Genomic DNA, 20,353 nt, shown 5'->3' with positions numbered 1-20,353 from the left:
CTTAGGCCTTTCCGTTGGCGGCGAGGGGTGCGGGTTCGGTGCTCTTTGAGCGCCGAAGCCGGATGAATTGCCAGAGGAGCATCACGGCAGCAACTGCCAGCGCGACACTCTGGACGGCCAGAACCGGGATCGCGATGCCCACGGCGACGACGAGCGCAAGCGCTCGCTCCACGGCATCCATACGAACGAGCCCGAATCCGGTAAGCCCTGCCCCTGCCACCGCGATGACAACGAGGGTGGTCACTGTCGCGAGAATCGCTTCGGCCGGACCCGCGAGCATGAGGAGGCCTGGGGAGGCGATGAACATGTATGGGAGGACGAATCCAAGCAGACCGTACTTCATCGCAGACATCATCGATCTCAGTACCGGCGCTTTCGCTATCCCTGCCGCGATTGTTGGGCCGAGTGCAGTCGGCGGCGTGAGGTCGCTGAACACTCCGAAATACAGGATGAAGAAGTGTGCGGCAACCGGCGGCACACCGAACTCGACCAGAGCCGGAGCGATGAGTACCGCCAGGACCATGTATGTCGGCAGCGTTGGCAGCCCCGTTCCCAACAGGATCGACGCGATCATCGTGAGCACGAGCAGCACAAGCAGATTGCCACCGGCGATGCCGAGGAGGAGCGAAGACAGTTTGATTCCGAGGCCGGTCAAACCGACCACCGCGATCAGAATCTGGATGCCAGCGACTGCCACCGCCACGATGATCGCACTGCGCGCTGTCTGAACGCAGCCGTCGATCAGGTCCGAGAGCTGCAGCTTCTGGCGCATCACAATGCGCCGGCCGAACTCAAGGGCGATGAGCAGTCCGGTCGACCAGATGGCCGCACGCGCGGGTGAGACCTGGATGACCGCGATCAGCACGACAAACGCGACAAGCGGAACAAGGAAATGCCATCCGCTCGCGAGCACCGTACGGGCGAGAGGAATCTCGTCACGGTTGAGCGGTTTGAGATCCATCCGGCGCGCTTCAAGGTGCACCATCACGAAGACGGTCACGAAATAGAGCACACCCGGGATGAGCGCGTGCGTGACGATCTGGCTGTACGGAAGCGAGAGGAATTCTGCCATCGCGAACGCAGACGCGCCCATGACAGGCGGCAGAATCTGACCGCCGACCGATGCGGCCGACTCGATTCCGGCGGCACGGGTGCCGGAGTAGCCGGTCTTTTTCATCAACGGGATGGTCAGCACCCCCGTGGCCGCGACACCACTGCCTCCGGTACCCGTGACGGTGGAAAAGAGCGCCGCCGCGACGGTCGCGATCTTGCCTCCCGCACCACGCATTCGCCCGAAGAGCGAGATTGCGAGCGCGGTAAAGAAAAGACCGCCGCCGAGCGTGAGCAGCATCGCACCGAACATCAGCACCGGGAAAATGGTTGTCGCTGATGCCCCGGTCGTGGAGCCCAGAATGCCATCGAGGGTCGAATAGAGGATCGACAACACGCGCTGCGGTGCGAATCCTGCGTGTCCAGCCGGGCCAGGGACGAACTGTCCAAGAAATCCGTAGGCAAGTCCGATGCTGACGGTAATCGCCAACGCCAGGCCTGTGACCCGCCAGAGCGCGAGAAGCAATACGACGATGAGAACAACGGCGAGCACGAGGTCGATGACCTCGGGCTGCACCACGCGACGGAAGTCTGGGTTGTTGAAACTGATGAAGAGGTGCATGAGCGCGACCACCGCGGCCGAGCCCAAAACAATGTCGCCAATGAGACCAAGCTTTTTGGACCTCGCCGACAGTATTCCGGGGACGAGCAGGAACGCGGTCGCAAGGCCGAACGCGAGGTGAAGTGACCGCGCGTGCACGGGTGAGGGGGTGACCGTGACCCCGATCCAGACCTGCCAGCCTGTCCAGGCGACAGCAAGAACTATCGTTAGCCCCAGCCGCACCTTGTCGACACCGTGCGTTGACGCAAACCGCGCCACCGCGGAGCTGTGGTCGGCATCCGGCTCCCCGGCAGTGTCGACCGCGACGTCAGATTCGAGCTCTTTGACGGTCACTCCTTCACCTCAACGCCGAGCTCGTCGAGGACGCTGAGTGTCCCGTCATGAATCGGGAAGCCTACGAATTCCGCCGTATTCTCGGCCGTTGCGCCCTCGGCCGACGGAAGCGACGTTACGAACGCGTCGTGGTGCTCGATGAGAGCACCGAACAGGATCGCAACCACCTCGTCCGGCATGTCCTCCGTGACCGTTCCGTAGAACCACTGAGTCAGGCTGACGATGTCCTCGTCCTGGCCGGGGTAAGTTCCTGCTGGAATTTCAGCCTCGGTTAGGTAGCTGAATTTATCGGCCACGCAATCGGCGGTGTCACCGTCGAGGGGAAGAATCTTCGCTCCCCGATTGGATTCGAATACCTCGAGGAAAGCAGCGGTAGGGATGCTCCCGAGACCCGTCCAGGCGTCAATCGATCCGTCGTTGAATGCCGCAGCCCCCTCGGTCTTCCCAATGTTCTGGATCGATGACGCTTCGGCGCCCGCGCACTCGAGCATCGTCAACGCGATCTCCGACTCGATCGAGCCGGTCACACCCGTAGCGATGCTCTTGCCTTGAAGATCCTCAATACTGTCGATGCCGGCGTCAGCCGCGACGACGATGTGGAACGGGGTCGACATCGCGTTGATGAGCGTCCGGAGGCTGCCGGATTCGACTGCGTCGGCATCTCCCGACACCTGCACAAGATCGAGTGGGGACGTGGTCCCAAATTGAATGACCTTGGTTTCCAGGTCGAGGGCATTCGCCTGCGTCGCCCCGGCCTGCACCGACGTCTCCATTCCCAGTTCGTCGTTGAAGATCTGGGAGGCGGCGACCACCCAGTTATAGAGGGCACCTCCTTGGGACGCACCCACAAGCACGAGACGGCGATACTCCTCAGGAATCTCGCCCGTTTTCTCGACGGCGGCCGCCTTGGGTTCGACTGTTGGTTCCGGGGAAGCACACGATGCGAGCAACAGGGTCGTCGCAACGGCCAATCCTGCGGCAACGGCGCGGTGAGAAGTTCGGGACATGATTCTCCTTTGAATCGGGTGTTATCGGGCGATGTCGGTGATGCCGGTTGTATGTTCGGGGTGCGGGAGGCCCTCGCTGACCTCACGCGTGGCAGCGACAAGCCGCGCCACGTGGCGAGACGCGATGTCGTCAGGGACGGTTGCCGTGGTCCCAACGATCGCCATAACCGCGGTTATCTTGTCGCCGAAGTAGACGGGCGCGGCGATGGTTCGGATCCCGAGCTCACGATTAGTGTGGATCAGCGCGGGGTGGGCGAGTATTCTCTTCGCCTCAGCGGCACCAAGCGAATGCACGACGCCATTCGTGGTGCGCAGCGATGTCCCTGCGGCCATGAAGATCTTGGTCTGTGCAGATGTCGGGCCAAGCCGATACCCCTCGCGCACGCGCACGGTAATGCTCCGGGTCGAATTATCGTTGGAACGCACAACTACGGGCGACTCACCATCCCAAATACTCAACACGGCAGTCTCGCCTGTCTCAGCGACAAGACGAGCGAGAATCGGCTCCGCGACGGCAATGACCGGCAGACCTGCGAGAGCGATCGTGGCCATCTCGAGCACTCGAGTTCCGAGGGTGTACATTCCGGAGAGTTCGTCGTATCGCACCAGGCCGGCTTTACGCAGTGCTGAAACGTATCGGTACCCCGTCGCGCGTGACAGGTTGAGTCGGGTGCTCATATCGCTCAGGGACAGTCGCGGGTTCGCCACCGTGAACATCGTGAGGATGCTCGCAGCCCGATCGATCGATTGGATCGAAGTCTTGCTATCCGAGGCATCGTTGCGCATGACGAGAATGTATCGATGGCAATTGACGGACGTCAACGACATTCGAGAGATTCCGCGCACGAATCTGAAGCGGTCTCAAAATGCGAGACGATCAGGACGATTATGCTCGGATTCTCGAATTCTCGGATGCCCCCGGTGCGGCCACCGACGCGACTATCGACGCGGCCCGCTTCACGCTCGTGAGCGGCCCGTCCTCCGCGGGCTAACGGAACGACCGGTAACATCGGGCAACATGACCCAGCCGATTGTTGTCACCGCCCATTTCGTTCCCGTCGACGGCCAGTTCGACGCCGTCCACGAAGCACTCCTGCCGGCCATCGCTGCCGTGCACGAGGAACCCGGGTGCATTCTGTACGCGATCCACCGGACGCCCGAGAACACGATCATGATGATCGAGAAGTGGGAATCCGCCGAGCTCCTCGACGCCCATGGCGCGGGCGAAGCCGTCGCCGCACTCAACAAGTCGCTCGAGGGCAAGCTAGCACGCCCCGTCGAGGTCACCCGCCTCGAGCCGCTCCCCGCCGGCAACGAGATCCAGGGCTCGCTCTAAAACGACCCGCCGAGCGCGGCAGATCCTTGTTCCCGCTGCAGAAGTATCTGCAACCCCAACATGGAAGTGCAGCGCTCGAGTCGATCGCGTGACCGCATCCCCGCACAACGGATGCCGGCGGTCGCGCGGGTGCGCACTGAGCGTGGGTGCCGAGCGCGGGCGAGCGCCGAGCGCGGGTGCGCCCAGCGCGGGTGAGCTCAGCGCGGGTGAGCGCTGAGCGCAGGTTTGCCCGCCGAGCGCGGCAGATCCTTGTTCGCGCGGCAGAAGCATCTGCAGCCCCAACATGGAAGTGCAGCGCTCGAGTCGACGGCGTGACTGCATCCCCGCGCAACGGATGCCGGCGGTCGCGCGGGTGAGCGCTGAGCGCGGGCGAGCGCCCAGCGCGGGTGAGCCCAACGCGGGTGAGTGCCCAGCGCAGGTTTGCCCGCCGAGCGCGGCAGATCCTTGTTCGCGCTGCAGAAGTATCTGCAGCGCGAACATGGAAGTGCAGCGCTCGAATAGGTAGTACAAGAAGGGGCCGACAGCCACCGAAGTGACCGTCGGCCCCTGCAAGCGCAGAGCTACGCGAGCTGCCCGTGCAAGCGCAGAACCTACGCGAGCAGCCCGTGCCTCCGCCGGTAGCGCAGCGCCAGCACCGTGCCGGCCGCGATCAGCAGCGCGGCGAGCGCCGCCAGCGGACCGACGACCGCCCCCGTCGAGCCGAGCACGCCCGAACCACCCAGGCCCGAACCACCCCCGGCAGCCGAACCAGCCCCCGCCGCAGGATCAGCCGACGCCGACGGCACAGGCACAGGCACAGCCGCCGAATCTTCAGCGACAACGACGGATGCCGTCAGCACCGTCCCCGTCTGCGCCCCAGTGAGGGTCACGGTGTGCTCCCCCAACTCGGCGGGCGCCGTCACCGTGAACGATGCGTCGCCCCGCAGAACGTCAACCTGGCCGAGGTCGACCGGGTCGGATTCGAGCACACCGCCCACCTGCCAGTCGGCGTCCAGACCGTCGACCGAAGCGGTGAACTCCTCACCGGGCTTCACGGCCGACGCGGACAGCGACAGCGTGGCATCCGCACTCAATGAGGCCAGGTCGCGGTTCAACGACAGTGAGTTCGCCGAGGTGAAGAACAGGTCGGTCTGGTCGGTGAGCCCGACCACATTGGCCGCGCCCGGTCCGTACCCGGCGATGCGCACCTGCGAACCCGTGTGCTGCTGCGACTCGCCGGCCTCAGCCGTGCCGTAGCCGACGATCATCGGCTGGCCCTCTTCGGTGAGGAGGTGTGCGCTCAGGCCGGGAGGCGTCGAACCGAGGATCTGGCTCGTGTGAGCGTGGTCAGCGGTCACGACGACGAGGGTGTCGCCGTCGGCCTTCGCGAACTCGAGAGCCTCCTGCACCGCCTCGTCAAGATCGACGGTCTCACCGATCTGGCCGCAGGCATCCGCTGCGTGGTCTCGCTTGTCGATGCTCGCGCCCTCGACCTGGAGGAAGAAGCCCTGGTCGTCGGATGCCAGCAGGTCGATGGCCTTGCTGGTCAACGATCCGAGGGAGAGTCCGGTGTCGAGCCGCGCCGGGTTCTCGGTGCAGCTGACGGCGGGCAGGTCTCCACCGCCCACCGTGGCCTCCGGACCGATCCAGCGGGTCGGGAAGTTGCCCTCGGTGAAGAGGCCGAGCACCGGCGCCGTCGCGTCGGCCGCCGACACCGCGGCGAGCGAAGCGGCGTCATTCACGAGCTGGTAGCCGCGATCCTCGGCCTGCTCGAACAGCGTCTTGCCCTGCCACGGCCCGGCGACCGCCGTTTCGGTGAAGGTCTTCGAACCACCACCGAGCGTCACGTCGGGGCGCACATTGAGCAGCTGCTCCGAGATCGAGCCGAGCCCGCCGTTCTCCAGCGCCGCCTCGGGGCAGGTCTTCGTGGTGGCCGTCGGCCCGTAGCAGGACCGCGCGGACACATGCGCGATCTCCGCGCCTGGTGTGGCATCCTGAATCTCCGCCGTCGACACGTTGCCCGTCTTGAGGCCGTTCGCCTTGGCGAGTTCGAGCAGCGTCGACTGGGCTTCGCCCGCGATATCAACCGAGAGCGCCCCGTTGTAGGTCTTGGTTCCCGTCGACCAGCCGGACGCCGTCGACGCCGACTCGGACGCGTAGTTCGGGCTGCCGTCCTTGTTCAGCGCGTAGGTCGTGTACTGGCCGGTCAGCGGAAGCGCGTCGATTCCGGCGAACTCACCCCCGGCCCCTTCGGCATAGTTGCGCGCGACGGTGATCTCGCTGTCGCCCATCCCATCGCCGATGAGCAGGATGACGTTCTTCGCATCGCTGTCGAGGATCGATTGGCGGAGCGCCTCGGTCTGGTCCGAGTCGTTGCGCGCTGCGCCACCATTGTCGTCGGGCGCCGCGAAGGCGGCGAGCGGAGAGGCGATGCTGATCCCCGCGATCAGCATTGCGGATGCCACGGACGTCACGATTCGGCGCCGGCGCACGGTGTCAGGTGCATGCATTGTTGGTTGTTCCCCTGTGAGAGTCTCGCGTCCGTCGAGTGGCGGACGCTCCCACCCAAGCGGGCGCGGGCAAACTCCGCGTGAACGGGTCGCGAACCGGGGGTGACCGTTCGTCGCGACTGGCCGGGGCTCCCCAGGGGAAGCCAGCCGACGGCATCCGCGTTCAAAGTGACAGTTAACGTGGGTGCGAGCGCCCCACACCCACCACAGGTGTCACCTGAGCGGATGCCGCCCGCCGGAATCCGCAGACAAAGTGACAGTTAACGTGGGTGCGCACGGCCTGCACCCACCACAAGTGTCACTCGAACCGTGGCACCCACCACAACTGTCACCTGAACGGATGCCGGCGGGCGGCATCCGCACACAAAGTGACAGGTAGCGTGGGTGCGCGCGGGCCACACCCACCACAGGTGTCACTCGAATCGTGGGGCTGGTCATAGCCGGTGTCGCATCGGCGGGCCGCCGGGTGCGCCGCACACCCACCACAACTGTCACCCGAACGGATGCCGGCGGGCGGCATCCGCACACAAAGTGACAGTTAACGTGGGTGCGCGTGGGCAAGACCGACCACAAGTGTCACTCGAACCGCGTCACCCACCACAGGTGTCACTCGAACCGCGTCACCCCGCACCACACACTCACCCGAACGGATGCCGGCGGGCGGCATCCGCAGACAAAGTGACAGTTAGCGTGGGTGCGCGCGGCCCGCACCCACCACGCGTGCGCTCCGAGCGCGGCACATCCATGTCCACGCTGCAGAAGTATCTGCAGCCCGAGCATGGAAGTGCAGCGCTCAACTAGATGGCGCGACGGGGAGGACCCGCGGCCCCTAGTGGATGTGGCTCCCCCCGTTGATGTCGACCGTCGTCCCGGTGACGTACCCCGCGTCCTGCGACGACAGGAACGTGATCACAGCCGCCACCTCCTCGGCAGTCGCCGTCCGCCCGAGCGGAATCCCCGCCGCAATCGCCTCCTCCTGCTCCGGAGTGCTGCCCACGCGGATGTTCGTGTCGACGGCACCAGGAGTCACCGCGTTCACGGTTACCCCGTTGTCGCCGAGCTCCCGCGCGAGCGCCTTCGTGAACCCGAGGATCGCCGCCTTCGCCGCCGAGTACGGCACCTTGCCAAACACGCCACCACCACGCTGCGCCGACACCGACGACATGTTGACGATGCGCCCCCACTGGTTCTCGATCATCGCCGGCAGGAACGCCTTCGTCACGAGATAGGTGCCCGTCGCGTTGACCGCCATCACCTTGTTCCACAGCTCAAGCGTCGTCTCCAGGAACGGCACCGGCGACGTAATACCCGCAATGTTCGCGAGCGCCCCGACCGCGGGCAGCCGCCCGGCCGCCACCTCGCCGGCCACGGCCTCCTGGGCGGCGAGCACCGACGCCTCGTCAGCCACATCCACCCGGTGCCCAAACGCCGGCACCCCGAACTCCGCGCCGATCTCCGCCGCGACCGCCGCAGACTTCTCCCCGTCGAGGTCGAGAATGACGATCGCCCACCCCTCGCGGGCATAACGCCTGGCGGTGGTCACCCCGATTCCGCGTTCGGAGGTAGCGCCCGTGAGAACCGCGCTGCGCTGGATGGTGTCGGTCATGATGTCTCCTTGAGATCGGTTGGGCAGTCAGGAAAGTAGAGAGTGAGGGGCTGGATCGGCGCGAGCGAGAAGGGGCGAGAGAACGGATGCCGCCGCGACGGCCGCCGCCGGCCGCTCGGCATCCGTCACGTCGCCGGTTTCCAGCTCGAGTGAGAAGTGCCCGCGATAACCCGACTCGGCGAGCGCCCGCAGCCCACCGGCGAAGTCGGCAACGCCGTTGCCGATGCTCAACCGGATGTTGCCCGGCACGGCGTCGCGCAGGTGGACGTGCCTGATGGCCGGGCCGAACCGGTCCACGAAGTCGATCGGCGACCCACCGGATGCCGTGATGTGGCTGAAATCCATGACGATGCCCACGTCGGTACCCGCGAGCCGGTCGGTGAGCTGGGCCGCGCGGTCGATGTTCCAGCACAGGCGGAAGTAGTGGAGCGACTCGGTCCAGAGCTCAACCCCGGCCGCGCGGGCCCGATCCGACGCGGCGATCAGCTCGGCGGCGACCGCGTCGAGGTCCTGGTCGAGGCTGCGGAGAGGTTCGTGGTCGAGCGCACCGCACGGCAGCACGAGCGCCCGTGCACCGATGGCCCGGGTCAGCGAGAGCAACATGTCGAGGTGCTCCTGCCGAGCCGACCGCTCATCGGCTGAGAGCACCCGGTTCAGGTCACCGATATCGCCGTTCACCGAACGCACCCGCAGCCCCGACGTAAGGACCGTCTCGGCGACCGAGCCGACGGCATCCGCATCGAGAACAAAGGGGACATGGTCGCAGACGCCGGGCAGCGCGCCGAGGTCGATCTCCTCGAAACCTGCCGCACGAATGGTGCTGAGGGCGTCGGTCAGGTGCTGGTGCCGGAAGCTGATCGTTGAGCAGCCGAGGCGAGGGTGAAACGTCATTGTGATCCTCTGAGTGTCAGCGGTGCGTGACAACCGCGGTGCATCGAGACTACGGATTCCACTGTCAACAGTCAACGGCTAGCAGTTTTATGTTGCCCGTTGACAAGCTCGATCAACAAGCTCAGACTGTCCTGAACGTGATGCTGTCGGTGGTCGACAGTCACAGCGATTGAAAGGTATTTCAATGAGCAACGACGCTCTGACAATGCGCGGACCAGTCTCGGGAACGAAAGATGCCCGAAAAGTGGCCATCGGCTCCGGGGTGGGCGCAGTCATCGAGACCTACGACTTCATCGGCTTCGGCACGGCAGCTGCCCTGTACTTCGGTACCGCCTTCTTCCCCGGCGGAGACCCGGTCACGGGCACCCTCGCCGCCTTCGCCACGCTGGGTGTCGGCTTCGCCGCCCGCCCGATCGGCGGCATCATCGGCGGTCACCTCGGCGACAAGCTCGGCCGCAAACCCGTGCTCGTGGCATCCCTCATCCTGATGGGCCTCGCGACCTTCGCGATTGGACTCCTGCCGACCTACCAGACGGCGGGCATCATCGCCCCGATCCTGCTGGTGCTCGTACGCATCATCCAGGGCCTCGCGTTCGGTGCCGAGTGGGGCGGCGCGATCCTGATGAGCTACGAGCACGCGCCGTGGAAGCAGAAGGGCAAGTACACGAGCATCGTCCAGGCAGGCTTCCCGGTCGGGCTCCTGCTCGCCAACCTCGTCTTCCTCGCCAGCGGATCGCTCGGCGGCGACTGGGCCTGGCGGGTCCCTTTCCTCGCGAGCATCGTGCTCGTCGCCGTCGGACTCATCATCCGGGCGAAGGTCCCCGAGTCCCCCGTCTTCGAAGACGTCAAGGAACACGGCCAGATCGTCAAGAACCCGATCATCGAGGTCATCAAGACCGACTGGCGCAACATCGTCCGCGGCATCGGCCTGCGGATCGCCGAGACGGCGGGCTACGCGGTGTCGATCACGTACATGATCTCCTACCTCCACACCACAGAGCTCGCAGACAAGTCGGAGACCCTCGTCGGCCTCGTCGTGGCATCCGGAATCGGCATCTTTGCCACCATGGCCTGGGGCAGGCTCACCGACCGCGTCGGCCGCCGGCCGGTCTACATCTGGTCGTGCCTGTTCGCCCTGCTCTACGGCATCCCAATGTTCCTGATGGTCAACACCGGCCTCTTCCCGCTCATCATCGCCACGATGGTGATCTCGTACGCGATCTGCCAGAACTCGCTCGCCGGCGCACAAGGCGCCTGGTTCCCCGAGCTGTTCAACGCGAACACGCGGTCGTCGGGCGCATCGCTCGCCTACCAGATCTCGGCCATGGTCGCGGGCTTCACTCCGTTCGTCACCACCCTTCTCTTCATCGGGATGGGCTGGGTCGGACCTGCGCTGCTGTTCAGCTTCTACGCGGCGATCGGCCTCTGGGCCGCACTCGCCACCCGGGAGACCTGGGGCAAGCGCGAACGACGACTGGCCGACGAGGCCACGACCGCCGACGTCGCGCACCGGGCGGTGTCCACCGAGGGGTCGAGCGCCGCACGGCACTCGCACGCCGCTCGCCGGGCGGATTCCTCGGAGAAAACGGATGCCACACGCGTCACCCCCACCAGCCACGAAGGAGTGTCCTGACATGAGCCAGCTCACACACGAGCAGCCATCGGCCGCCACCACCTCGCTCGAGGATCGCGTCGACCGGGTCGCCGCAGCCGCATACCGGATGCGCCACTACGCACTGAACATGGGAGAGGTGCAGGGCCAGGGCTACGTCGGCCAGGCCCTCGGCTCCGCCGACATCATGGCCGCGGTCTACGCCGACCAGTTGCGGTTCCGGCCGGACGAGCCCGAGTGGGAGGGCAGGGACCGGTTCCTGCTCTCGACCGGGCACTACGCCATCGGCCACTACGCGGCGCTGGCCGAAGCGGGCATCATCCCGGTCAAGGAGCTCGAGACCTACGGGTCCGACGACTCGCGGCTGCCGATGTCGGGCATGGCCACTTACACGCCAGGGATGGAGATCTCGGGCGGGTCACTCGGGCACGGACTCGGCGTCGCCGTCGGTATCGCGCTCGGCCTCCGCTTCCAGGGCTCAGACGCCCGAGTGTTCAACTTCCTCTCCGACGGCGAGGTCGATGAGGGCTCCACCTGGGAAGCCGCGATGGCCGCGTCCCACCACCAGCTCGGCAACCTGACCGCGATGGTCGACGTCAACGCGCTCCAGGCCGACGGCAAGACCGACACCGTTCTCCGCACTGAACCGCTCACCGAGAAGTGGGAAGCGTTCGGCTGGTTCACGCAGCGGGTGGACGGCAACAACCCTGAGCAGCTCGTCCGGGCGTTCTCGAACGCGAGCGAGCAGGCATCCGCCACCGGTCGCCCGTCGATGATCCTCTGCGACACGCTCGTCGGCCGTGGCGTGCCGCTGCTCGAGAACCGGGAGAAGGCGCACTTCATGCGCATCGACGAGAGCGAGTGGCAGATCTGCCGCGACCAGCTGACAGCGGGCTTCGAGGCCGCAGCACACGAAGGGACGGCTCGCTCATGAGCACGACAACCTCAACGCCGAAACTCAAGACCTCGGCGATGATCGCCTCGTTCGCCGACCCCGGCCAGAAGACGGCGCCGACCCCGTTCGGGCACGCGCTGGTCAAGGCGGCCGAGGAGAACGACAGGATCGTCGGACTCACCGCCGACCTCGGCAAGTACACCGACATGCACATCTTCGCCCAGGCATTCCCGGAGCGGTTCTTCCAGATGGGCATGGCCGAGCAGCTGCTGTTCGGCGCCGCCGCCGGGTTCGCCGAGACCGGACTCGTCCCGTTCGCGTCCACCTACTCGGTGTTCGCCGCGAGGCGGGCATACGACTTCCTCTGCCTCGACATCGCCGAGCCCAACCTCAACGTCAACGTCGTCGGTGGGCTGCCCGGCCTCACCACCGGCTACGGCCCGAGCCACCAGGCGACCGAGGACATGGCGATCTTCCGCGGCATGCCGAACCTCACCATCGTCGACCCGTGCGACTCGGTCGACATCGAGCAGGCGGTGCCGCAACTCGCGGCGAGCGACGGCCCCACCTACCTGCGCCTGTTGCGCGGCAAGGTGCCGACGGTGCTCGACGAGTACGACTACACGTTCGAACTCGGCAAGGCCAAGGAACTGCGTGGCGGCACCGACGTCGTCTTCATCTCCAGCGGGCTGATGACGATGCGCGCGCTTCAGGCGGCGGATGCTCTCGGCAAACACAAAGTGGACGTTGCGGTCGTACACACCCCGACGATCAAGCCGTTCGACAGCGAGACGGTACTCGGGGCGATCAACACCAACCGCCTGGCCGTGACGCTCGAGAACCACTCGGTGGTCGGCGGGCTGTTCGAGACCGTCGCGAGCGCAACGGTGCGGGCGGGACTCGGCAAGCGGGTGGTGCCGATCGGGCTGCCGGACGAGTTCCTCGCCGCTGGAGCGCTGCCCACACTGCACGACCGTTACGGACTGTCGGTCGACAAAATCGTCGCAACAGTCCTCTCCGAACTCGATTGAATGCGGCCAAAGGGGGACGTGTGGCGCTCGAACGGTTTTACACCGCTTGAGCGCCACACGCTTTGCTAGCATCAATGTCAACTTCTTAATGTCGACAACTGACCAAAGGAACACCTCATGGTGGCACCGGCATCCCTCCTCGGGCTCGAGCGCACGAGCCTCAGGCAGCAGGCGCTCCATGCCCTGCGGCGCGCCATCTCTACCGGCGAACTGCAACCGGGAACACACCTGGTCGAAACCGAACTGTCTGAGACGCTGAAGATCAGCCGAGGCACACTGCGCGAAGCGCTGCGCGAACTGCAGCAGGAAGGCCTCGTCTCCGCCGGCGCCAGGGGGCGGCTCAGCGTGCGCAGCCTGAGCGACAAGGAGATCCGCGACGTCTTCGCCGTGCGGGCGGTGCTTGAGTCCCTCGCGGCCAGAACCCTGAGCGGACTGCCCGACCGCTCCGCCGTCATCGCCGAGCTCCGCGACGCCATCGAGGGCATGGCGCGAGCGGCCAAAGACGGCCTCGAAGACCGGATCGAGTCCGACCTCAACTTCCACCGCACACTGTGCAGACTCACCGACAACGAGACGCTGATGCGGTCGTGGCAGGCGCTCGAGGGCACCGTCCGGATGTCGATCATGTTCGCCGGGGCCGACCGCGCGATCTCGAACATGCAGGTCGACCGGCACAGCGACATCGTCGACGCCATCGAGACCGGCGACGCCGCGACGGCGCGCACCACAATCATCGAGCACATGGATGAGGCCGCCGCCAACCTCGTCGGTTAGCAGCGGCCAGGTCACATCCGGCGCGGGCCCACATCCAGCGCAGGCCGGGTTTACACGCCGCGCAGCTGCGGTGATGCCTCCACCCGTGAGTGTTCGGCAACACCCTCGAGGATCTCGGCGAGCGCCTCCGTCGACGACACGGTGGGCTGCCAGTCCAGCTCGCGCCGTGCCCGCTCGGTCGACATCACGGGCACGAGAGCGCCCAGGTCGATCCAGCCCGGGTCAGAGTTTTGCAGCCGCAACTTCCAGGTCAGCGAGGCAACAGCCCGGGCGACACGCAGCCGGATCCGCACCCACTTGGCGTCGAGAACGGATGCGACGACCTCACCGTTGATCACCGGCTCGGCGGCCAGGTTGAAGGCGCCGGCCGCCCGGCGGTCGATGGCACGCCAGAACGCGTCGGCGACGTCGCTCGAGTGCACGATTTGCGCCACGAATTGCGGCGGCAGCGGCACGAACGGCACAGGCACGAACTTGAGCCAGCCCAGCGGGATCACCTTGCCGACGAACAGGCCGGCGATCTCGGTGGCCGCGTCACGGCTGAACACGAATCCCGGCCGCAGTCGGGTGACGACGATGGCCGGGTTCTCTTCCTCGAACCGGTCGAGCGCGCGCTCGTTGATCGCCTTGTGGCGCGAGTAGTGCGACGACGGCACTCCCCCGGTCGGCCAGCTCTCATCTACGCGACGCGTCTTGGGGCCGGGGCTGTACGCGGCGACAGACGACGGGTACGCAACCTGCCCGACCCGTGCTGCGGCGGCGGCCGCGAGCACGTTCTTCGTGCCGGTCACGTTCGTGCGCCAGAGCAGCTCTTCGTCGTGATTCGGCTGGAGCGCCCACGCCAGGTGGATCACGGCATCCGCACCGGCAAAGATCCCGGCGAGCTGTGCAGGCGCCGTTGACTCACCGATGTCGAGCTGGTGCCAGTAGACCCCGCTGTAGGGGGCGACGGATGCCGTCGGCGAGCGCCGTGCGACCCCGACGATCTCGGTGACGGACGGTTCTTCACGCAAACGGGTGAGAACGGCGCTGCCGATATTGCCCGTAGCCCCTACAACGACGACGCGCATCTACCCGGGGAGCCCTTCGAACTCGTCCCAGGCGCGTTCGAACGCCTGACGTGTTTCGGCCACCGTGTTGTCGGCGCTGAAATAGCCGTCGAAGATGGCCTTGTCACCGTGCTTGGGAAAGAGCCCGTCGTTTTGCACGCTGCGGGCGAGTTCGCCGACCACGTCATCGCGGTCGCTCTGCTTGGCAAGCCAGCCGGAGAAGGTGTACGTCATGGCTCAGCTCTCGATCCGCTTGTCACCGGTCTGAATACCGGCCGCAGGATCTGCGCCGGCGTCAGGGTCGGCATCCGTGTCGGCGTCGTCGGAGTGGTGTTCCGGGTCTTCTTCGGGCTCGAAGCTCGATGGTTCGCCGGTGTATCCGGCTGCGAGGCCGGTCTTGTGGTCGGGGATTGTCGAGTCAGGCCCCAGGTCACCAGTGTTGTCAGACATGGTTGTCTCCTCTCGGTTGGTTTCCCAACCCTACGTTGCGGCGCGGGCTCTCGAAAGGGCTTGACGGCGCGGCAGGATCGTCGCCGCTGAAAGACGCTGACGGATGCCGCTGCGCTCGGAGTGCGCACTACTCAACCGACCGGAAGACGGGTAACGTGGTTCGACTATGAGAATTCGATCGGACGCCCCCGCCACATGGCGTGAGTACCCTAGCGGCGGTGTTTGTCATGCGTGACGTCTTCGCCCTTGCGATGGAATCGCTCACCCGCGACAACGGCCACAACGCCGACCTGGCGCAGCCGTTTGTCGACAGCCTGCCGGTCGAGAGCGCTGCGGTCTCCACGCTCGGCTCGTTGCTCGGCACCGAGACCGTCTCGGCGACCAGCCATCACGCCGCGAGGCTCGACGAACTGCAGTTCGATCTTGGCGAAGGTCCGTGCTGGGATGCACTCTCATCGGCACGCCCGGTGCTGGAGCCCGACGTGCGCAATAACCCTGTGAGGTCCTGGCCGGCGTTTTCAGAGGCACTCCGCCGGGAAGATGTCGGGGCGATTTTCGCCTTTCCGATGCTCGTCGGATCGCTGCGCCTCGGAGCGATCGACCTTTACCGCGCCTCACCGGGAGCACTCAGCGCCGCCGATGCGCGGCGATCGGTGGCCCTTGCCGCCGTGGTGAGCCGCCTCGTCCTCCGCCAGGCCCTGGACAAGTTCGACCAGCCAGACACGCAGGAGCCGCACAACCCGTTCTTTCGGCGCACTCTCCACCAGGCAACTGGAATGGTGCTCGCCCAACTCAACCTCTCACCCGATGACGCCCGACTGGTTATCCAGGCTCACGCCTTCGCCGCGGGACGCCCGGTCCAGGAGGTTGCCGAAGACATCCTCGCCCGCACGCTGGACCTTTCCACATCAACACAGCCCGGGGAGACCTCATGACTAAGACACTACGCGGGGACGAGTTCGTTGAAGCTTTCGCGAGCCTCGCAGATACACTCGTCAGCGACTACGACGCCATCGGGCTGATGCAAACGCTCGTGGAGAGCTGCCAGACCTCCTTCGACGTCACGGCCGCAGGCATCCTGCTCGGGGATACTGCCGAGAACCTTGAACTCGTCGCATCAACGAGTGAAGCGACGAGCATCGTTGAACTGATGCAGCTCTCGGCCAACGCTGGCCCCTGCATCGATGCGTTCACCACGGGCGAAGTGATGTCGCTCACCAAGATCAGCGAGGGACCGGAGAAGTGGCGGCGGTTCATCGACAGCGCCGCCGAACAAGGCTTCAAGGGCGTCGTCGCACTGCCGATGCGCCTCCGGGAGAACCGTATCGGCGCGCTCAACCTGCTGCGTAGCGACGAGGGCGCCCTCGACGAACGGGAAGTTCGCGCCGCGCAGGCGCTGGCGGATGTCGCGACCATCGGCATCCTTCACGAACGGATGCTGAGCGAGAGCGACGCGGTGAGGTCACAGTTGCAGGCCGCGCTGAATTCTCGTGTGCTGATCGAGCAGGCGAAGGGCGTGCTGGCGTTCCTTAACGACTCGTCAACCGACGAGGCCTTCCTGAAGCTGAGGTCCTACGCGAGAAGCAAGGGCATGCTTCTCTCGTCGGTCGCTCAGCAGGTTGTGGACCGCACTCTCGTCATCTGACCTCCCGCAGAGTTCCTATTTCCGGCTGGCCCTTCCGTAATGCCGGTTTGCAGCGTACGGTGAGCGAGAGCGCACCCGATGCGTTGATTGTCCCCCGGACCCCGGGATGATGCCCACACCGATGGGCTGATCTGGGAGGACATCGACCATGAAAAGAATTCACTACGCGGGCGCAACGTTCGTCACCGGTGATGCCATCGCCCGCGCGCTCATCGCTTACGCTCATGCCCTCGTCGAGACGAACATGTCCGACGTGGTCGAGGTACCCATCTCCCGCCGCGACGGCTCAGCCGGGCGGGTCGAACTCCTGCTGGTGCCCAGCACCGGGATGCTCTTTGAGAGCGAACCGACCCTCGTTCGCGATGTCGTGAGCGACTCTGTGGTCGGCGATCTTCGCCGCCGCGTCGCCCTGCTCGCTTCACACTCGGCGGTCGTTTCACGGCCCCCGGTGACAACCTGGGAGGTTCGCGCCGTCGGCGAATCGCCACTGTACTCGGACGTTCATACGTTCGCCTAAGCGGCGCGCTCGGATACCGACGGGGGCCCTACTCACAGGGAGTCGGCGTCCGAGCCGCCAGTGCTGGTGCGGGGGTGCCAGCACACAGGGTCGCCGCGCTTGCCCGCTGCCCGGGCAAGTACGGCGGCCCTCACCCTCATCCACCGGATGCCGCGACGCACGTCACAGCGCTGGTCGCGCCGGGTGCGTTGGGGATCAGCGCCGGTGCACGGGACGGTCGCTGTTGTCCCAGATGCTGGGTGCGGGCCTCTTCACGGATGGCAATGCCACGTCGGAGGCCCAGGAGTGGATCCAGCCCTCGATTTCGGAGTCGTTCTGGGGGTCACCGGCGAGCTGGCGGATCTCCTCCACCGAGACATGGCCGCCGGCACGCTTGAGGAAGCGACCCTTCATGTGGAGGCGGGCGTAGATCTCGCCCTCATAGACGAATCGCTGTTCCACGTAGACCGCGCGGTCGTCGAAGCCGATGAACCGTGTCTCGACGTCGAACTTCTTCCACGGCAGGAGTGACTTCCGGTAGCTGATGGTGAGGCTCTGCACCACCGGGTACCAGCCCAGCCGTTGCATTTCAGCCCACAGTCCGCTGCGGACGAGCATGTCGAACCGGCCGAGGTCGGCGATCGAGAGGTAGCGCCCATTGTTGAGGTGGCCGAGGATGTCGATGTCCGTCGGGAGCACTCGATACGAGGTGGAAAACACGTCGTAGGGGTGGAGGCCGTCGGTGTCGCGCCGGTGCGCGCGCTTCGACAGCCAGAAGTGCAGGATGGTGCGCCAGAGAAGATTCACCCAGCCAGACTAGACAGTTCGGGCACGGTTCGCGGCAAGGGCTGTCGATCCTCCACAAAAGGAGCGGCCCTGGCGCCTGAGCGCTGGGGACCGCAACGGCTACGACGAGCCCTACTCGATAACGTCGGCGTCGCGCGAGTCGACCTCGCGCTCGTCGACCTCGGGCTCTTCTTCGCCGACATAGTCGACGTCGGTCGGGTTCATCACGGTCGGCTCGGGGTTCGGCTCGAAGCTCATTGGTTCGGTGTTCGACATGGTGTGTCCTTTCGAGTCGGGCAGCGGCGTCGCTGTCTGCCCACCATACGCGTCGGCCTCGTCGTCGAAGCAGGGGTTGCGCCGCGGCCAGCCGGTGCGCCACTATTCCCCGCCGCACCCAGCCCCCTACCCCACCGGGACTGTCGAGCAATCCAGCTCTTCTTCCTTCACCGTCGTCGGGTTCACCATGGGTGTGATCTGGGCCTCGAGCGTCTTCGTGCCGTTGGTCGGAGCAGCCGTCACAAAATCGTAGGTGACGGTCGCGGTTTCACCCGGTGGGATCACGACTCTCACCCGACCCACGGGGTAGTCGGTGTCGTGAAATGGTTCGACCGTTACGGGCTCTCCGTTCACGAGGATGCGGGAGATCTCAGCTCCCGGAGGCGCGTACAAGCGCACAAACAACCGTTGCACGCCGGGGTCGAGCTTCTGACGCTCCCAACGTCCGGCGACAGAAATGGGAAGCGAGTCAGCGACGGTCGGGTCAACTGAATTCGTCAGTGCTGCGCTGACCCGCCCGCTTTGACGGCCATCCGTTCGACACAGCGCGGTCGACAGGGTCACCGACTGCTGTGTGTAGAATCCGAGCTTCGACGCAACATTCTCCTCAAAGTAGAGTCCCACGCGGTCGGTCTTCTCATCGCTGACTGGAATTTCGCCATTGAGTCCGATGGCTGCGAGCTGCGCTTGTTCCTCGGCGTTGGCGCTCCAAAAGAGAATCCTGCGTTCGTCCCAGCCTTGCGCCAGCGCGCCCAAGAGCGCACCTGCGTCGAGGGGGCCGTTCGTCAGCGCGCTGAACGTAGCATCCACCGCTTCCGCATAGATCAGATCCTGAGCGAGATTGTCATTTATGCCGGAGGAATACCGAAGGTAGACCTCATTCAGCAGGAAAGCAACGAGCGTGTCGCTCGTCAAGACATCGCCACCAGCCAGAGCTACCGGCCCGGTCGCCCGGAGGATGTAGCTGAGCGCAACGGGATCAAGGGAGAGAACTCCGTCTACTGGATAGCCGAGGTTACGAATCCAGTTCTCTTGCACAATCTGCGCGGCCGAAGTGAAGCTGGGACGAAGCGTGGCGTTGGGGATGAACGCGCCGAACTCGCCCCCCGGATAGAGCGTTTCGACACCGTCCGGGACCGGGATGACAGAATCCGGGTAGCGCTCGAAATTGCCGAAACCTGCCGGGAGCGCTTCGGTCAATTCGATTCGTCCACGATCAACTTTGACAACAGCGAAGGACAACGCCGTGCCACCCAGTGCCCGAGACTCAGCGTTGTTCTGGAACATGACGGCGTATGTGCGGGGCGCTTCGGTTCCGAGGGCCGGCCCTAGAAGAGGCACGATCGCATCGAGAGTTTCGAGCGGACCCTCGAGCTCCGCAAGAACGGCAGCCAACTGAGACTTGGCGACCGCAACTTGTTCAAGAGTGCCTGACGTATCCACGTCCCGCACCGACGCGAGCGCCTTCTTCAGTGCTGCGTTAGCGGACGCGATCGTCGGCACCGCGTCGGTGAGAGGCTCAGTGTTGATAGCGCCATCGACCGGCGCGAACGAGGCGGGGTCCGTCGTCGCGGCAATGTCGACGAGCGGACCAACAGCGTCACTCATCAGGGCGTTCGTGGCTTGGACCAGCTCTCTGACTGCCGTGAAGTTGCTACCCACCCAAGGAACTGCTTCGCCGATCCCCCAGAGCGGTTCACCCACAACACGAGATGAGGTGTGGAGCTTCTCCTCGATCTGGGCCTGGACCTTCTTAGCGCCCTCGATGTCCGCTGTGGTCGCTTTTGTTTTCAGCTCCGCAGCGAGCGGAATCGCCGCCTGTAACTCGTTACGCACTGTTAGCGCGTTAGCAGCGAGGGCGGCTACACCGGATACGACCACTAACACCGCGATTAACAGCCCCCAGACCCACCACCGTCGCAATGGGTTGCGTCGACGCTTCGTCGACGCACGATCAATTCCGGGGGCAGCAGAGGCATCAGGCACGGACCTATTGAATCAGACG

The 20,353-nt window shown here is 65.3% G+C and carries 21 protein-coding genes; 9 read left to right on the top strand and 12 right to left on the bottom strand.

The annotated features are described in order from the left end of the window. Position 1 precedes the first annotated feature (1 nt). From AC1C2M_RS09090 to AC1C2M_RS09080, 3 genes are read right to left on the bottom strand one after another with little or no spacing between them, the layout of a single operon-like run. Positions 2-2,005 (bottom strand): TRAP transporter permease, encoded by a 2,004-nt coding sequence (locus AC1C2M_RS09090; RefSeq protein WP_495436040.1) that lies wholly within the window; start codon positions 2,003-2,005, stop codon positions 2-4. Continuing rightward, positions 2,002-3,012 (bottom strand): TAXI family TRAP transporter solute-binding subunit, encoded by a 1,011-nt coding sequence (locus AC1C2M_RS09085; RefSeq protein WP_495436039.1) that lies wholly within the window; start codon positions 3,010-3,012, stop codon positions 2,002-2,004. The genes AC1C2M_RS09090 and AC1C2M_RS09085 overlap by 4 nt, the downstream gene beginning before the upstream one ends. A 21-nt stretch (positions 3,013-3,033) precedes the next feature. Next, positions 3,034-3,798 (bottom strand): IclR family transcriptional regulator, encoded by a 765-nt coding sequence (locus tag AC1C2M_RS09080; protein WP_495436038.1) that lies wholly within the window; start codon positions 3,796-3,798, stop codon positions 3,034-3,036. 80 nt (positions 3,799-3,878) lie between these two features. On the opposite strand from AC1C2M_RS09080, the gene AC1C2M_RS09075 reads away from it, so the two are divergent. Together AC1C2M_RS09075 and AC1C2M_RS09070 are read left to right on the top strand one after the other, a co-directional pair. Further along, on the top strand, positions 3,879-4,004 hold the full coding sequence (locus AC1C2M_RS09075) for a hypothetical protein (protein WP_495436037.1): 126 nt from the start codon (positions 3,879-3,881) through the stop codon (positions 4,002-4,004). Positions 4,005-4,030: 26 nt separating this feature from the next. Further along, positions 4,031-4,348, top strand: coding sequence for a putative quinol monooxygenase (locus AC1C2M_RS09070; protein WP_495436036.1), 318 nt, complete (start codon positions 4,031-4,033; stop codon positions 4,346-4,348). Between the two features lie 590 nt (positions 4,349-4,938). On the opposite strand, the gene phoA is transcribed toward AC1C2M_RS09070, so the two are convergent. The 3 genes from phoA to AC1C2M_RS09055 form a co-directional block, all read right to left on the bottom strand. Next, the gene (gene phoA / locus AC1C2M_RS09065) at positions 4,939-6,792 is read right to left on the bottom strand and encodes an alkaline phosphatase (protein ID WP_495436035.1); all 1,854 of its coding nucleotides are present in this window, start codon (positions 6,790-6,792) and stop codon (positions 4,939-4,941) included. An 874-nt stretch (positions 6,793-7,666) separates the two neighbouring features. Continuing rightward, complete coding sequence (locus AC1C2M_RS09060; protein ID WP_495436034.1) at positions 7,667-8,443, bottom strand: SDR family NAD(P)-dependent oxidoreductase; 777 nt, start codon at positions 8,441-8,443, stop codon at positions 7,667-7,669. A gap of 27 nt (positions 8,444-8,470) precedes the next feature. Next, positions 8,471-9,334: a sugar phosphate isomerase/epimerase family protein gene (locus tag AC1C2M_RS09055; protein ID WP_495436033.1), complete on the bottom strand. Its 864-nt coding sequence runs from the start codon at positions 9,332-9,334 to the stop codon at positions 8,471-8,473. A 184-nt stretch (positions 9,335-9,518) separates the two neighbouring features. Between AC1C2M_RS09055 and AC1C2M_RS09050 the strand changes: the two genes are divergently transcribed. The 4 genes from AC1C2M_RS09050 (at position 9,519) to AC1C2M_RS09035 (ending at position 13,646) form a co-directional block, all read left to right on the top strand. Next, positions 9,519-10,967, top strand: coding sequence for an MFS transporter (locus AC1C2M_RS09050; RefSeq protein WP_495436032.1), 1,449 nt, complete (start codon positions 9,519-9,521; stop codon positions 10,965-10,967). A gap of 1 nt (position 10,968) precedes the next feature. Continuing rightward, positions 10,969-11,880 (top strand): transketolase, encoded by a 912-nt coding sequence (locus AC1C2M_RS09045; RefSeq protein ID WP_495436031.1) that lies wholly within the window; start codon positions 10,969-10,971, stop codon positions 11,878-11,880. Then, complete coding sequence (locus AC1C2M_RS09040) at positions 11,877-12,872, top strand: transketolase family protein (protein WP_495436030.1); 996 nt, start codon at positions 11,877-11,879, stop codon at positions 12,870-12,872. The genes AC1C2M_RS09045 and AC1C2M_RS09040 overlap by 4 nt, the downstream gene beginning before the upstream one ends. Before the next feature lie 117 nt (positions 12,873-12,989). Then, positions 12,990-13,646, top strand: a complete 657-nt coding sequence (locus AC1C2M_RS09035; protein WP_495436029.1) for a GntR family transcriptional regulator — start codon at positions 12,990-12,992, stop codon at positions 13,644-13,646. Between the two features lie 50 nt (positions 13,647-13,696). Here AC1C2M_RS09035 and AC1C2M_RS09030 read toward each other — a convergent pair whose 3' ends face one another. Genes AC1C2M_RS09030 through AC1C2M_RS09020 form a run of 3 tightly spaced genes read right to left on the bottom strand, consistent with a single transcriptional unit; the run spans position 13,697 to position 15,145 of the window. Next, entirely contained in the window at positions 13,697-14,716 is a 1,020-nt protein-coding gene (locus tag AC1C2M_RS09030; RefSeq protein ID WP_495436028.1) for an NAD-dependent epimerase/dehydratase family protein, read from the bottom strand. Further along, positions 14,717-14,929, bottom strand: a complete 213-nt coding sequence (locus AC1C2M_RS09025) for a YozE family protein (protein WP_108390270.1) — start codon at positions 14,927-14,929, stop codon at positions 14,717-14,719. Positions 14,930-14,932: 3 nt separating this feature from the next. Then, on the bottom strand, positions 14,933-15,145 hold the full coding sequence (locus AC1C2M_RS09020) for a hypothetical protein (RefSeq protein ID WP_483405425.1): 213 nt from the start codon (positions 15,143-15,145) through the stop codon (positions 14,933-14,935). 227 nt (positions 15,146-15,372) lie between these two features. On the opposite strand from AC1C2M_RS09020, the gene AC1C2M_RS09015 reads away from it, so the two are divergent. The 3 genes from AC1C2M_RS09015 (at position 15,373) to AC1C2M_RS09005 (ending at position 17,307) form a co-directional block, all read left to right on the top strand. Further along, on the top strand, positions 15,373-16,080 hold the full coding sequence (locus AC1C2M_RS09015) for a GAF and ANTAR domain-containing protein (protein ID WP_495436026.1): 708 nt from the start codon (positions 15,373-15,375) through the stop codon (positions 16,078-16,080). Next, the gene (locus tag AC1C2M_RS09010) at positions 16,077-16,790 is read left to right on the top strand and encodes a GAF and ANTAR domain-containing protein (RefSeq protein WP_495436025.1); all 714 of its coding nucleotides are present in this window, start codon (positions 16,077-16,079) and stop codon (positions 16,788-16,790) included. The genes AC1C2M_RS09015 and AC1C2M_RS09010 overlap by 4 nt, the downstream gene beginning before the upstream one ends. Positions 16,791-16,938: 148 nt before the next feature. After that, positions 16,939-17,307, top strand: a complete 369-nt coding sequence (locus AC1C2M_RS09005) for a hypothetical protein (RefSeq protein ID WP_495436024.1) — start codon at positions 16,939-16,941, stop codon at positions 17,305-17,307. A gap of 195 nt (positions 17,308-17,502) precedes the next feature. Here AC1C2M_RS09005 and AC1C2M_RS09000 read toward each other — a convergent pair whose 3' ends face one another. The 3 genes from AC1C2M_RS09000 to AC1C2M_RS08990 form a co-directional block, all read right to left on the bottom strand. Further along, positions 17,503-18,093: an acyl-CoA thioesterase gene (locus AC1C2M_RS09000; RefSeq protein ID WP_495436023.1), complete on the bottom strand. Its 591-nt coding sequence runs from the start codon at positions 18,091-18,093 to the stop codon at positions 17,503-17,505. 111 nt (positions 18,094-18,204) lie between these two features. Then, complete coding sequence (locus tag AC1C2M_RS08995; protein WP_483405420.1) at positions 18,205-18,348, bottom strand: hypothetical protein; 144 nt, start codon at positions 18,346-18,348, stop codon at positions 18,205-18,207. 126 nt (positions 18,349-18,474) lie between these two features. Next, positions 18,475-20,184, bottom strand: coding sequence for a DUF4012 domain-containing protein (locus AC1C2M_RS08990; RefSeq protein ID WP_495436022.1), 1,710 nt, complete (start codon positions 20,182-20,184; stop codon positions 18,475-18,477). Between the last annotated feature and the right edge of the window lie 169 nt (positions 20,185-20,353).

Source organism: Mycetocola sp. Y444, assembly GCF_059445295.1.
The sequence above is the reverse complement of the archived record's forward strand: the minus strand, read 5'-3'. Positions and strand labels throughout refer to the sequence as shown.